General features: G+C 69.8%; 12 protein-coding genes. 5 read left to right on the plus strand and 7 right to left on the minus strand.

All coding sequences use genetic code 11. From position 1 onward, the window contains the following. Nucleotides 1-36: 36 nt before the first annotated feature. From STRTUCAR8_RS17260 to STRTUCAR8_RS17275, 4 genes are read right to left on the minus strand one after another with little or no spacing between them, the layout of a single operon-like run. Complete coding sequence (locus STRTUCAR8_RS17260; protein WP_006377082.1) at nucleotides 37-876, minus strand: ABC transporter ATP-binding protein; 840 nt, start codon at nucleotides 874-876, stop codon at nucleotides 37-39. Continuing rightward, a complete protein-coding gene (locus STRTUCAR8_RS17265; protein WP_006377071.1) occupies nucleotides 873-2633 on the minus strand; it encodes a dipeptide/oligopeptide/nickel ABC transporter permease/ATP-binding protein in 1761 nt (586 codons plus the stop codon). Before STRTUCAR8_RS17265 ends, STRTUCAR8_RS17260 begins: the two co-directional genes overlap by 4 nt. Then, the gene (locus tag STRTUCAR8_RS17270; protein WP_044472362.1) at nucleotides 2630-3571 is read right to left on the minus strand and encodes an ABC transporter permease; all 942 of its coding nucleotides are present in this window, start codon (nucleotides 3569-3571) and stop codon (nucleotides 2630-2632) included. The genes STRTUCAR8_RS17265 and STRTUCAR8_RS17270 overlap by 4 nt, the downstream gene beginning before the upstream one ends. After that, nucleotides 3571-5121, minus strand: a complete 1551-nt coding sequence (locus tag STRTUCAR8_RS17275; RefSeq protein WP_006377104.1) for an ABC transporter substrate-binding protein — start codon at nucleotides 5119-5121, stop codon at nucleotides 3571-3573. The genes STRTUCAR8_RS17270 and STRTUCAR8_RS17275 overlap by 1 nt, the downstream gene beginning before the upstream one ends. A 447-nt stretch (nucleotides 5122-5568) precedes the next feature. Between STRTUCAR8_RS17275 and STRTUCAR8_RS17280 the strand changes: the two genes are divergently transcribed. Continuing rightward, on the plus strand, nucleotides 5569-6570 hold the full coding sequence (locus tag STRTUCAR8_RS17280; RefSeq protein WP_006377059.1) for a LacI family DNA-binding transcriptional regulator: 1002 nt from the start codon (nucleotides 5569-5571) through the stop codon (nucleotides 6568-6570). 128 nt (nucleotides 6571-6698) lie between these two features. Further along, nucleotides 6699-7619, plus strand: coding sequence for an alpha/beta hydrolase fold domain-containing protein (locus STRTUCAR8_RS17285; protein ID WP_006377086.1), 921 nt, complete (start codon nucleotides 6699-6701; stop codon nucleotides 7617-7619). A 172-nt stretch (nucleotides 7620-7791) separates the two neighbouring features. On the opposite strand, the gene STRTUCAR8_RS17290 is transcribed toward STRTUCAR8_RS17285, so the two are convergent. The 3 genes from STRTUCAR8_RS17290 to STRTUCAR8_RS52530 are packed head-to-tail and all read right to left on the minus strand — an operon-like array spanning nucleotide 7792 to nucleotide 11353. Then, nucleotides 7792-10434: an alpha-L-rhamnosidase gene (locus tag STRTUCAR8_RS17290; protein ID WP_006377099.1), complete on the minus strand. Its 2643-nt coding sequence runs from the start codon at nucleotides 10432-10434 to the stop codon at nucleotides 7792-7794. Continuing rightward, the gene (locus tag STRTUCAR8_RS17295) at nucleotides 10431-11207 is read right to left on the minus strand and encodes an alpha/beta hydrolase (RefSeq protein WP_006377087.1); all 777 of its coding nucleotides are present in this window, start codon (nucleotides 11205-11207) and stop codon (nucleotides 10431-10433) included. The genes STRTUCAR8_RS17290 and STRTUCAR8_RS17295 overlap by 4 nt, the downstream gene beginning before the upstream one ends. Beyond that, the gene (locus STRTUCAR8_RS52530; protein WP_006377084.1) at nucleotides 11204-11353 is read right to left on the minus strand and encodes a hypothetical protein; all 150 of its coding nucleotides are present in this window, start codon (nucleotides 11351-11353) and stop codon (nucleotides 11204-11206) included. Before STRTUCAR8_RS52530 ends, STRTUCAR8_RS17295 begins: the two co-directional genes overlap by 4 nt. A 175-nt stretch (nucleotides 11354-11528) precedes the next feature. Here STRTUCAR8_RS52530 and STRTUCAR8_RS54230 point away from each other — a divergent pair, with 175 nt between their 5' ends. From STRTUCAR8_RS54230 to STRTUCAR8_RS17305, 3 genes are all read left to right on the plus strand, one after another. Next, nucleotides 11529-11897 (plus strand): hypothetical protein, encoded by a 369-nt coding sequence (locus STRTUCAR8_RS54230; RefSeq protein ID WP_234372601.1) that lies wholly within the window; start codon nucleotides 11529-11531, stop codon nucleotides 11895-11897. After that, a complete protein-coding gene (locus STRTUCAR8_RS54235; RefSeq protein ID WP_006377076.1) occupies nucleotides 11834-12235 on the plus strand; it encodes a substrate-binding domain-containing protein in 402 nt (133 codons plus the stop codon). Before STRTUCAR8_RS54230 ends, STRTUCAR8_RS54235 begins: the two co-directional genes overlap by 64 nt. A gap of 517 nt (nucleotides 12236-12752) precedes the next feature. Further along, entirely contained in the window at nucleotides 12753-13721 is a 969-nt protein-coding gene (locus STRTUCAR8_RS17305; protein ID WP_006377094.1) for an alpha/beta hydrolase, read from the plus strand. Nucleotides 13722-13911: the final 190 nt, after the last annotated feature.

Raw genomic sequence — 13911 nt, forward strand, 5'->3', positions numbered from 1 at the left:
CGGTGGACGGCGGTACGACGGTGATCGTGCCGTCGGTCAGGAGGCCGCCGTCTCCATACTCATCCGCCGCTGACGGCGCTGGCGTTGCAGGACCGGGTCGGGGACGGGCGCGGCCGCCACCAGGCGCTGTGTGTACTCGTGCTGCGGCTGGTCACAGACATCGGTGCTGCGTCCTTCTTCGACGATGCGCCCGTTCTGCAGGACCAGGGTGCGCGCGGCGAACTCCTTGACGACGGCGAGGTCGTGGGTGATGAACAGGTAGGCGCATCCGAGGGACTGCTGGAGCTCGGAGAGGAGATCCAGGGCGGCGGCCTGGGTGGTGACGTCGAGGGCGCTGGTGGGTTCGTCGCAGATGATGAGCTTCGGTTGTCTGGCGACCGCCCGGGCGATGGCGATGCGCTGGCGCTGGCCACCGCTGAACTGGGCCGGGTACCGGTCGGCCGCGTCCTCGGGGAGGCCCACGCGACGCAGCAGGTCGGTGATGTGTTCACGGACCTCGCCGCGGGAGTGGGTCGAACCGGTGAGCAGGGGCTCGGCCAGCGTACGGCCCACCGGCAGGGCCGGGTTGAGTGAGCCGTACGGGTTCTGGAAGATCGCCTGGATGTCGGTGGACAGCGCACGCCGGGTGTGACCGGAGAGGCTGGTGATGTCCCGCCCGTCGAGCAGCACGTGTCCACCGCTGACCGGGGTCAGTCCCAGGACGGCTCGGCCGATGGTGGTCTTGCCCGAGCCGGACTCGCCCACGAGGGCGACCGTCTCGGCCCGGCCGACCTCGAACGACACGTCCTCGATGACCGTGGTCGGCGGCTTGCGCCAGCCACGGGACGGATAGCGGACGGCGAGCCCGTCGACCTGGAGTATGGGTGTGCCGGTCACGCGAGCCTGCCCTCGGTTGTCGCGATGCTGGGTGTGCTCTCGATGAGTTTCTTCGTGTACGGGTGCTGGGGCCGGTAGAAGATGTCCTCGACCGAGCCTTCTTCCACGATCCGGCCCTTCTCCATCACGATGGCGCGGTCGCAGGTGTCGGCGACCACTCCCAGGTCGTGTGTGATCAGGATGATCGCCATGCCGCGGTCGTCGCGGAGCGACCGGAGCAGGTCGAGGATGCCGGCCTGCACGGTGACGTCCAGGGCCGTGGTGGGTTCGTCGGCGATCAGCACCTTCGGTGAGCCGGCCAGGGCCATCGCGATGGCGACCCGCTGGAGCATGCCGCCGGACAGTTCGTGCGGGTGGCGGCGGGCGACGTCGTCGGGATCACGCAGGTGGACGCTGGTCAGCAGCTCGCGGATCCGCTCGCGTACGGCGTCCTTGCCACCCGGCACGTCACCGATACGGCGGACGACCTCGCCCAACTGGGAGCCGATCGTGAAGTTGGGGTCGAGGGCCACCATGGGTTCCTGCGACACCAGAGCCATCTCCCTGCCCCGGATGCGCTGCAGGTGCCGCTCCGGCAGCCCGCTGATCCGGTTGCCGGACAGCCAGGCCGAGCCGCCGGTCACCCTCCCGTTGGGGGCGAGGAGCCCGAGCAGGGAGAGGCCCGTGACCGTCTTCCCGCTGCCGGACTCGCCCACGAGCCCGAAGATCTCGCCGGCGTTCACGCTGAAGCCGACCGAGTCGACGACGGTGCGCGGGCCCTGCGCGGTGGCGAAGGAGATGGAGTAGTCGCGCACGGTGAGTACGCCCGTCTCCGGAGGTGTCTCAGACCCTTCGACGGCGTCCTTGGCGACCGTCAGGGGAACCGGACGCGGTGAGCGCCCGCTGGTTCCCCGCCTGCGGTCCTGGGTGAGGTCGCGCAGTCCGTCGCCGAGCAGACCGAAGGAGAGGGACATCAGGCCGATGAGTCCGCCGGTGATGAACAGCAGGGACGGGTTCTGCTGGATGACCTGGGAGGCTTCTCCGACCATGCCGCCCCAGCTGGGGGCGGGCGCCGGCGTGGCCAGACCGAGGAACCCCAGGCCGGTCTGCACCATGAGGGCGACGCCCGAGAACAGGCACACCTGCACCAGCAACAGACCGACCAGGCTGGGAAAGATGTGCCGGGCCATGATCCGCGCCGGGCCGAGGCCGGACACCTTGGCCGCGTCCACGAACAGTTCCTCCCGCAGGGCGATGCACGAACTGCGGATGATCCGCGCGAGGCCCGCGGCGGACAGCACGCCGAGCGTGAACATGGCGGCCACGTTGCTCTGGCTGAAGATCGCCAGGACGGCGAGCATGAGGATGACCACGGGAACGGAGAGCATGACGTCCATGACGGCCACGATGACGCGGTCGGTCCAGCCGCGCAGATAGCCGGCGAGGATGCCGAGGGACATGCCCAGGACGATGTAGACGCTCACGGCCACTCCCACTCCCAGCAGGGCCGGCCGGCCGCCGTAGAGCAGCCGGCTCAGCATGTCGCGGCCGAGGTCGTCGGTGCCCAGCGGGTGGCTTGCCGACGGACCGCCGCGCGCGTGGAGCAGGTCCTGCGCCAGGGGCGGGTGCGGTGCCAGCAGGGGGGCGAGGATCACGGCGACGGTGACCGCCAGCACCACGGCCAGAGCCGCGGCGGCCAGAGGGCGGTGCCAGATCCCGGCGAGGAAGCGGGTCCACTTCCGCGACGGCACGCTCACGGGCGGAGCAGCTGCGGTCATGCCACACGCACCTTCGGGTTCAGGAGGCTGTAGACGACATCGACGAGAAGGTTCACCGCGATCACCAGCAACGTGAAGGTGATGGCGGCACCCTGCACGACCGGAAGATCGTGCTGGTTGGTCGCGTCGACAACCGTCGTCCCCAGACCGGGCAGGGTGAAGACGTTCTCGACGAGGATCGAGCCGGGGATGAACGCGATCGCGGAGAGGCCGACCGCTGTCGCCACCGGCAGCCCGCACCCGCGCAGGGCGTGCTTCCAGATGATGGACGCGGGCCGGACACCGCAGGCCCGCAGCGTTCTGATGTGGTCGAGCGCCAGGGTGGACAGCATCGCGTCGCGGGTGACCTTGGAGACCATCGCGACACCCCCGATCGACAGGGCGATCACGGGCAGTACGAGGCCGTTGGCCCACTGCCCCGGTGACTCGGCGAACGGGGTGTATCCGGTGGCCGGGAAGATCGTGAACCTGACGGCGAACAGGGACATGAGCATCAGGGCGAGCCAGAAGTTGGGCAGGGCGCTGCCAAGCAGGGACACCACGTCGATCAGCCGGCGACTGAAGCGGCCACGCGTCGCGCTGTACACCCCGAGCAGGATGCCGACCAGGGCCGACACGACGGTGGCCCCGATCACCAGCGTCAGCGTGACCGGCAGACGTTCACCGATCGTCCCCGCCACCGATTCACCGCTGAACAGCGAGGCACCGAAGTCGCCGTGCAGGATGTCACGCAGGTACAGCCAGTACTGCTCGACGAACGGCTTGTCGAGATGGAGCGCGGCTCTCAGCGCGTCGTACTGCTCCTTGGTCGCGTTGATCCCCAGGACCGTCCGTGCCGGGTCACCCGGCACGAACGACTCCAGGAGCGAGGTGATCGCCGAGACGATCACCAGGAGCGGGATGGACAGCGCCAGCCTGCGGAGAACGATGGAGAACATCAGCGAGTGGTCCACGTGGTGTTGGAGGTCAGCTGGGCGCTGCTCTTCGGGAACTGCACGCCTTGGAGCTTGCTGTTGTACATGGCGATGGTTTCGGTACCGGACACCGGCAGCGCGAGCGCCTTCCGCACGATCACATCGGTGAGATCCTTCGCCGCCGTGCCGCTGGACTTCGGGTCGGCCGTGGCGAGCCGGCTGAACGCGGCATCGACGTCCTGGTCGGCCACGCCGAAGACGTTCATGATGCCCGTCTTGGTGAAGCCGGCCTGCTGCGCGTAGAAGTTCTCCTCACCACCGGCGCCGGGGGAGAGCACGGTGGCCGGGTACTTCTTCGACACGAGGTCGTTGATCCAGCCGCCGAAGTTGGCGGCGGCCTGCAGTTTCAGGGTGACGCCCACCTTGGAGAGCTGGTCCTGCACGGCCTGCAGCATCTTGGTCGTCGAGGGGTCGAACGACCCGTAGTTCACCGGGATGGTGAGTCCCTTGCTGTATCCCGCTTCCTCGAGCAGCTGCTTCGCCTTGGCCGGGTCGTAGGGGTACATCTTCTCGGCCTCGGGGCTGTAGCCGTCGTACCCGGGCATCGCAGGCTGGGACACCGGTGATCCGAACTCGCCGTAGACCGCCTTCGTGATCGCGGCCCGGTCGATGGCGAAGTTCAGCGCCTGCCGCACCCGAACGTCGCCCAGTCCCTTGACGATGGTGCCCGAACGGTCCAGGAGGTACAGGCCCGCCCAGGTGCTGGGCTTGGTGAGCGTCGTGAGTGACTTGTCGCCGGCGATGGTCGGCGCCACGTCCGGAGTGCCGTACATGAGGTCGATCTGGCCGGACTTCAGGGCCTGGACCTGGGAGTTGACGTTCGGCATCACCTTCACGGTGATCTTCTTGAAGTGGACGGCGGCCTTGTCGTAGAAGTTCTTGTTCGGAACGTAGACGTAGTGGTCGCCCGAGACCGACTGCTGGGCGCTGAGGACGTACGGTCCGGCGCCGAAGGTCGTGGAGGCCAGCTTGGCCGGGGTCTTCAGCCCCGCCGGGCTGATGATGGCGCCGCCCATGTACGACGGCGTGAACAGCGTCCCCATGTCGGGGTTCGGCGTCGGGCTGGTGACCACCACGGTCGAACTGTCCGGAGTGGAGAAGGTCAGCGGACGGAAGTAGGAGGCGGTGGGTCCGCTGCCCTTCTGGAAGTACTTGAACGAGCTGACGACGTCGGCGGCGGTGATGGGTGTGCCGTCGGAGAACTTCGCCCCCTTGCGCAGGCTGAGCTGGAACTTGGTGTTCCCGCTGCCCACATAGCCCCACTTGTCGGCGAGACCGGCCTCCAGGGTGCCGTCGGCCTTGCGGCCGAGCAGCGAGGCGTAGGCAGGGTCCATGTAGTTCAGGAAGGGGCCGACAGCGACCTGCGCGGGGTCCAGGCTGTTGGGCGCGGACGACAGGGCGATGGTCAGGTTCACCGGGCCCGCGCTGCTGCTGCTGTTTCCGCCGCCGCAAGCGGCGAGTGTGAGCGCTGCGACGACGCCGATCGAGGCCTGGACTGCGGTTCTGCTCTTCATTGAGGGTCTCCGTTGCACGGGTGCCGGGGAGGGGCGAAAGGGAGGTCGGGGCGGGCTCGCGTGGAAGCCACCGACGCGGATGGCCCGCTATGCGGGCTTGCGGCTCTTCAGATGGGAATCTCGGCGCGAGGGACGGCCGAAGTGGACTTCTCCGCTGATGTGGTGGCCGGACCGGAGGGGCCGCATGAGCGGTCGTGGAGAGGCCGAACCGTTTCGTGCAGGTATGACCAGCCGTCGTGCTCGGAGGGTCACTCCGTCTCGTGCGCGACACAGGTCGTCTGCTTCAATGGCGGCGATGGGACGAATCGGCGGAACCGCCCCATCGAACCACCTCACATCGTGGCTGACCAGGTTAGCTATAACGTGTCGTTAACACGTTATAGTGAGTGCCCGTAAATTAACTGTGTCTCGCGCGTTGCGCAAGAGGTTCGTGGAAGGTGGTCATCGATGGCACCGCGAAGCAGCAGGGTGACGAGTGCTGACGTGGCCCGTGAGGCCGGTGTGTCCCGGGCGACGGTGAGCTTCGTCCTCAACAACTCGGCGCATCAGAAGATCACCGACGCGACTCGTCAGCGCGTCCTGGCCGCGGCCGCCACGCTCGGCTACGCACCCTCGCCGGCGGCAAGAGCCCTGCGCTACGGGCGTTCCGACATCGTGCTGGGCCTCTTGCCCGACTGGCCCCTCGGCCACGCGGTCGGGAACCTCATACAGGAGCTGACACTCGCGTTCGCGAAGCGCAATCTCACCTTCGTCGTCCACTCCAGCGTCCGGGGCGCCCGCTCGCTGAGCGACATCTGGAAGGCGCTCACGCCGGCCGCCGTGCTGGCCTTCGAGCCGTTCTCCGACTCGGACTCGGCGGCGATGCGGTCCGCCGGCATCGAGGTGATCGTCGCCCTGTACGAATCCAGCGGGCTCGGGGCGGAGGCGAGCGTCACGAGTGCGAACGCGATCGGTGCCGCGCAGGCCCGTCACCTGGCCGCCTCCCATCGGCGCCTCGGCTACGCGTACCCCGACGACGAGCGGGTCGCCGTGTTCGCCAGACCGCGACTGGAAGGCGTACGAGCCGTCTGCGCCGACCTGGGCCTGCCCGAGCCCGACGTCCGGACCATCCCGCTGACTGCGGACGCGGCCGCGGACGCGATCCGGACCTGGCTCGCGGCCGATTCCCCCGTGACCGGTATCTGCGCCTTCAACGACGAGGTGGCCATGACCGTCCTCGCCGGTCTGCGGCGGCTCGGCCTCGAAGCCCCTCGGGACATGGCGGTGATCGGCGTCGACGACACCCCCGCCGCAGCGCTGGCCCATCCGCCCCTGACCACCGTCGTCGAAGACCTCCCCACCGTCGCCGAGCTGTACGCGAACACGGTGATGGCCGCGCTCGACGGTGAACAGGCCTCGCGCGACCTGTTCGAACCGCAGATCCGGCTCGCGGCCCGCGAGTCGGCCTGACGACGCCGCGAACCCCCTGCCGGACGGGGCGGCGACACCGGCTTGGCCCGCGGTCGGCCGGCGTGGTTTGACGGAGTCGGCGTACGCCCCGACGGCCCCATGCCCAGACACCACAGAAAGGTGACTCCGTGCCCCTCGACCCCTGTCTCGCGGATCGACTGCACCTCCTCGCCGGTATGACGTTCGCCGATCTGGGCGACCCGGACGCCCTCGCGCGGTTCATCGAGTTCGCCCGGGATCCGGCGGAATGGACACCACCGGACGTCAGTGTCGACAACCGCGAGATCGCCGGCCCGCACGGCGCGGTGCCCGTCAGGACCTACACCCCACGGAACCCGGGCTCCGCGGCCGTGCTGTGGGTGCACGGCGGCGGCTTCCGCGGTGGCGACCTCGACATGCCGGAGGCGCATGTCGTCGCGGCCGAACTGGCGGCGCGGGCCGGGGCGGTGGTGGTCTCCGTCGACTACCGGCTGGCGACGGACGGGGTCCGCTACCCGGTACCCCTGGACGACGTGCACGCCGCGTGGCGGTGGCTCAGGACGGAGTACGCCGCCGATGCCGACCTGACGGCCCTCGGCGGAGCGAGCGCGGGCGCGGCCCTGGCCCTGGCCTCAGCCCTCCGGGACCGCGACGAAGCACTGCGGCCGGCCGATCTCCTCCTGCTCGCCTACCCGTTCGCGCACTTCCCCGTCCCGGCCCTGGACAGCGCCACGGCAACGGAGATGGCGGCCCTCCCACCGATGATGCGCTTCTCCGTGACCGACATCGAGTTCATGGTGGAGAACTACGTCGGCCGCCTCACCGACCTTCCCCGCGACGCACTGCCCGGGGCGGCTGCGCTGCACGACCTCCCGCCCGTTCACCTGCTGGTGTCCGAATACGACGACCTCCGTCCTTCGGGTGAGCTCCTGGGGCGGCAGTTGACCGCATCCGGGGTCAAGGCCAGCACCTACCTGGCCGCCGGTATGCCGCACGGCCACCTCAACAGGACCCCGGGGCTCACCGAGGTGCATCGGTCACTCGACTTCTTCGCCGACGCGCTGCGCTGAAGTAGCGCGCATACGGCCGCAGGCCGACATGCCTGAGCGGCCCACTGTGTGTCAGGGCACAGCGGGCCGCGGCCGGTGAGCCCGGTCATCAGGGCCGGGCAGGGGAGTTCAGGCGTCGACGGGCTCCGGAGCCGCCTCGCTCATCTTCATGAGCCGTTCCTGGAAGGGTGACTCAGGGACTGGTCCGGGCGCGCAGGACCAGACGGTGGTTTCCCGACCCGAGCCGGTTGGTTGCCTGTGCGGAGTGCCAGCCCTCGGGTGGGAGGAACCGCCCTGTCGTGCCGGGCGGCAGTACGGCGTCCACCGTGAGGCTGCCACCGCTGATCGCCCAGGCCACGGACGCCATGCCGTACGGGGTGATGATCGACGTGTCGGCGGAGGTGATCGTGCCGCCGGGGTGCGGCGCGATCTCGATCGTCCGGTAGCCCGGGGTGGTGGGTCGTAGTCCGGCGACGGACTGATAGAGCCAGGCGGCGACCGCACCGTAGGCGTAGTGGTTGAACGACAGCATCATGCCCGCGTTCTCGACGTCGATGGTGCCGTCGGGCTGGATGGCGTCCCACCGCTCCCACATGGTGGTGGCGCCGCGTTCGACCTGGTAGAGCCAGCCCGGACACGCGGTGTTGAGGAGGAGCTGGTAGGCCTCGGCCACATGGCCGGTGTGGGTGAGGGCGGGCAGCACGAACGGCGTGCCCAGGAAGCCGGTGGCGATGCGTCCGTCGCGGGCACGCACCAGTGCGGCGAGGTCGTCGCCCACCGCGGCGCGCTCGGCGTCGGGTGCGATGCCGAATTCGAGCGCGAGCGCGCACCCGGTCTGGGTGGTGCGGGCGTGGTCGCCCCACTTGCGCCAGGCCGCCTCGGCGGTACGACGGTGCAGGTCGGCGTACCGGTCGGTGTCGTCGGCATGTCCCAGTTCCCTGGCCGCGTCGGAGAGCAGCCGGGCGCTGTGCGCGACGAACACGGTGGCGACATAGCCGGAGTCGGTGGTGGCCCGCGCCGGGTCCTCCGGTGGTGCGGCCGGGTCCAGCCAGTCACCGAGTTGCGCGTTGCCGGTCCAGGTCCCGTCGTCGTCCAGGTGGGCGACGGTGAACTCGACCCAGGCGCGCATCGCCGTGTAGTGACGGCCCAGTTGGCTCTGCCGGCCGTAGGCGTCGAAGAGGGCGGCCGGTACGACGGTGGCGGCGTCGCCCCAGCCCGCTGAGCCACCGGCTTTCGGCAACTCGGTCGGTGGCAGTTCGCCGAGCGGGACGTCGGGGATCACCAGGGGGACCGCGCCGTCGTCGCGTTGCTCGATACGGAGATCGGTGAGCCAGCTGTCCAGGAAGGCGCCGCTGTCGAACGTGGCGCACGCCGTCGGGGCGAAGGCCATGAGATCCCCGGTCCAGCCGAGGCGTTCGTCGCGCTGCGGGCAGTCGGTGGGGACGGCGAGGAAGTTGCCGCGCTGGGAGCGCGCGACGTTGGCGTACAGGGAGTTGACGCGTTCGTCGGAGCAGTGGAAGTCGCCGATGCGGCGCAGGTCGCTGGCCACGACGAGGACTTCGACCGACTCGATGGTGACGTCGGGGGAGGCGTCGATCTCGGCGTACCGGAAGCCGTGGAAGGTGAACTCGGGTTCCAGCTCGACGGTGCCGCCCGCCAGGGTGTACCGGTCGGTGGCGCGGGCGCCGCGCAGGATGCTGGTCAGCAGGCGGCCATCGCCGTCGAGGACCTCGGCATGGCGGACGGTCACCGTGCTTCCTGGCGGGCCGTCGGCGCGGATGTGGAGCCAGCCGGTGTTGTTCTCGCCCGCGTCGACGGCGATCGTGCCGTCGGGCAGTGTCCGTCGCTCGGGCTGGATGACCTGAACGACGCGTACGGCCGGGTGGGCCCGCTGGGCCAGTCCGGTGGGCAGGGGGAGTGGAGCTGCCCGTTCCCAGCCGTGGTCGTCGAAGCCGGCCAGTTCCCAGCCTTCGGGTTCGTGGCGGTCGTCCCGCTCGCAGCCGTCGTACAGGTCGGTCGCAAGCAGAGCGCCGTAGCCACCTCTCCAGCGGTCGTCGGTGTCGACGGTGACGGTGGTGCCGTCGGCCAGGGTGACTTCGAGCTGGGCCAGGACAGCCGTGGTGTCGCCGTAGACGTCGCGGTTCTTGTGCCAGGTGAGATGGCCTCGGTACCAGCCGTCGCCGACCGCTGCGGCAAGGGCGTTGGGGCCGGGGACGAGCAGGTCGGTGACGTCGTAGGTGGCGTAGAGCAGCCGGTTGGGGTAGCTGGTCCAGCCCGGTTCCAGCAGGTCGTCGGAGACGGGCCGGCCGTTGAGGGTGGTGTGGTGGACGCCGAGCGAGGTGACGTACAGGCGGGCGGACACCGGCTCCGCCGGGAGGTCGAACTCCCGGCGGAGCAACGGCACCGGGCCGGGGGAGGTGCGGCCCCGGTCACTGGGGAGATGGACGGGACGGGCGGTCCAGTCCGTCTCGTCGAGGAGCGCGGCCTCCACCCGGGCGGGTCGGCTCCACGCCGTCCACCCGAGGTCGGTGTGGGCCCGGACCCGCCAGTACCGGACCTCACGGCTGCGCAGCGGCGGGGCCGGCCAGGGGTGATCGGTCACCAGGTCGGTCTTGACCACTTCGCGGGGCGGGTTGTCGCCGAAGGACGGATCGGTCGACACCTGGATCTCGTAGGCCTGCTGCAGGACGTCCGGCCGTTCGCTCGCCAGCGACCATGACAGGCGTGGTTCGGGATACGGGGTGGCCACGAGACCGGAGTCGTCCGAGGTGCGCAACCCGATGACCGACGTGGTGGTGTCCGTCGCGTCGGGTGCCTCGATGCTCGACGTGTTCATCGCTGGAGGTGCCTCCGGAGAAAACGCAGCGTGGACTGATGCAGCGTGGTGCGGTGCGGGATCGAGCCCCAGGAGTGGTCCGCGCCCTCGACGACCTCCAGCTGCGCGCTGCCCTTGTAGTGGTCCAGGTAGCGACGCGCGTACTCGACGGGAGCGATGTCGTCCTTGTCGCCGTGCAGGATGTGGACGGGCCCGGGGTAAGCGGCGGAGCGTCCGTAGACGTCGAGGCCGGCGATGTCCGCGATGAGAGCGGGGCTCATCCGGTGGCCGCCGGTGTCGAAGTAGCCGTTCGCCTCGATCTCGGGGGCGAGGCTGCGGCCCTTGAGCCGGCCGGCACCGATCTCGAAGGGGGCGACGGCGGCCGGGGACCACAGACACAGGGCGCTGATCTCGGGCTCTTCACCCGCCACGATGCCGGCGACCACGCCGCCCATGCTCATGCCGACCAGGCCGATGCGCTCGGGGTCGACGAAGTCGAAGGTCCGGACCATGCCCAGGACGGCGCGGGTCTCGGCGATCTCTCCGGTGATGGTGACGTCGAAGAAGTCGCCGTCGCTCTCTCCGTGTCCGGAGAGGTCGAAGCGGACCGAGGCGATGCCGTGCGACTCCAGCAGCCGTGACATGGCGACGAAGTCCGGCAGTTCCAGCCGGTTGGAGGCGAAGCCGTGCACGAACACCGCGGTCGGCCGGCGGGTCCCCGCCGGCCCGTCGGGAATGTGGAGCGTGGAGCGCAGTGTCAGTCCATCGTGCTGGAAGTCGTGATGGCGGATCACAGGAAGACCTTTCCGGTCATCGCGGGGGCGGCGGTGGCGTCGCCCGACGCGGCACGTACATGGGGCTGTTCGAACGGGAAGGCCCTAAGGAGCCGCGGGACCCGGACCAGGCCGGTCAGCGCCGAGCCGAGCAGGGAAACGGACATGCCGGCGAGGACCGCCGCGAGGATCCTGATTACGCATAGTTACTTAATCGCGTCACTATAACGTGTATGTTGACTGAGTGCGTAAGCTAGCCCGCGACTGTGGGCTTTGACAAGAGGTGTCTCAGAGGGCGGGGCGCATGGCGGGAGCGAAGGGCGGACGGGGCGCTCGAGCATTGTGCTCGGCCTGCTGCCCAACTGGCCGATCGAGCACGTACTCGGGCGCCTCATCCAGCAGTTGACCAGTGCCTTCGCCGAACACGAGCTCACGTTCCCGGTGCACTCGTCGGCTCCTCCGGCTCGACCTCTGCGGGAGATCTGGAAGGCGGTGACCCCGGCGGCGGTACTGGCCCTGGACGGATTTCCCGAGGGCGAGGTCGAAGCGGACGCCATGCGGGCGGCGGGCATCGAGGTGGTCATGGCGGCGCACGGCTCGGCACAGGGGGAGCGGCGGTTTCCCACGGTGTCGAGGAACCGATCGGCGTGTTGCAGGCACGCCATCTCGTCCCCGCTCACGTCCGGCTCGGCTACGCCGTCCCGGACCTGACAAGACTCGATGTCCTGGTCCGGCCCCGGCTGAACGGCGTCCGCAAGGTCTGCGACGAACTCGGCCTTCCGGAACCGGACGTCCGAACCGTTCCTCTGGAGACGGACGGTGCCGCGGCAGCGGTGAAGGCATGGCTCGCCGCGGACCCGCCGGTGACGGCTGTCTGCGCGTTCAACGACGAAGCCGCGATGGCCGTACTGGCCGCTCCGCGCTCCCTCGGGCTGCGTGCCCCGCAGGACCGGGCGGTGATCGGAGTCGACGACATCCCGGGCGCGGCTCTGGCCCAACCGCCGCTGACCACTGTTGTCCGCGACACCGAGGCAATGGCCCGGGGCTAGGTCCGCTGCGTCGTCGACACCCTGGAGGGCAAGCCGGTCCCGGTCGATCCCCTCCAGGATTCGCTGCGCGTCCGCTTCAGGGAGTCGGCCTGACCGGGCGTCGGCGCTCCTGACCGGGCGTCGACAAGAGGCGGGCGCGCATTGGGTAACGTCCCCGAAAACCTCGGCGGCGAGAGAGCTGCACTGGACGGCGACCGGGAAGTCCGGTTAGCGTGCCGCTCACTTTCCCTCGGTGCGAAGCACCCCCGGGCCGTATCCGGCTCGGCGGCCGTGAACGACCTTCCAGGCCAAGGCCGTCGGCGGTGACTCGAGCGCCGAGGCGGTGGCCGTTTCGACGGCCCACCGAAGCGTCGCTCCGATCGCCGTACATGGTGTGTTCACCCGGCAGGCTCCCGTGCCCGCACCCGTCTCGGGCTCGATCCTCGACGAGCCGACACCGCTCCACCATTTCGTGAGTCCGCCACGAGTCGTGAAGTGCCCGCACCCACCTTCGCGACCGATCCCCAAGGAGTAGTCGATGACCGGAACCCCTCCGCCCTTCGATCCGGAACTGGCCGCCGCGCTCGTGGCACTCGGCGACCTGGCGCCGACCACGGCCACTCGGGAGGGCATCCCCGCCGCGCGGGAACAGATCAACAACATGCTCGCGCTCATGACGAACGAGGAACTGAGCCGCGACGGGATCTTCGACGTACGGGAGCGCCTGGTACCCGGCCCACCGGGCGCGCCGGAGGTGTCCCTGCTGATCTGCCGCCCCACCGGCGTACCGGACCGGCGCCCGATCGTCTACTTCACGCACCCGGGCGGCATGGTCGTGGGCACGAACCGGCTCGCGCTCCCACTCGACCTGGCCGAAGAGCTGGGCCTGGTGGTGGTGTCGGTGGAGTACCGGCTCGCCCCCGAGTATCCGCACCCGGCTCCGGTGGAGGACTGCTACGCCGGACTGTCGTGGATGGCCGGACACGCCAAGGAGATCGGCGGCGACCCGGACCGCATCATCCTGGCAGGCGGCAGCGCCGGCGGCGGGCTGGCAGCGGCGCTCGCCCTCCTCGCACGTGACCGAGGAGGACCACGCATCCTCGGCCAGCTGCTGATGTGCCCGATGCTCGACGACCGCAACGACACACCGTCCGCCCATCAGATGGCAGGCCGAGGCGTGTGGGACCGCACCGCGAACGAAACCGGCTGGCACGCGCTGCTGGGTGAGGCACACGGCACCGACGACGTATCGCCGTACGCCGCTCCGGCCCGCGCTGACGACCTCTCCGGTCTGCCGCCGGCCTTCATCGACGTCGGCTCCGCGGAGACCTTCCGCGACGAGGACGTCACCTACGCCTCCCGTATCTGGCAGGCAGGCGGCAGCGCCGAACTGCACGTGTGGCCCGGCGGCTTTCACGGGTTCGACGGTCTCGTTCCGCAGGCAGCACTCTCGGCGGACGCCTGCGCCGCCCGCGTACGCTGGCTGCGCCGTCTGCTGGGCGAATGACCGCGGAAGGGGTATCGCAGGGGGTGTTACGGGGGCGGGACGGCTGCGGACCCCGACAGTCGTACCAGCCCGCCCAGCAAGAAGCGCGTTCCAGCGGCGTTCGCCCGAAGCGGCTGACGATCTCTCCTGCCGGATCGGTGCGGCAAGGAGGTTGCGCAGGCGTCCGCCGAGTGGCAGCAGGAGATCGCCT

Source organism: Streptomyces turgidiscabies Car8, from assembly GCF_000331005.1.
Lineage (GTDB): Bacteria > Actinomycetota > Actinomycetes > Streptomycetales > Streptomycetaceae > Streptomyces > Streptomyces turgidiscabies.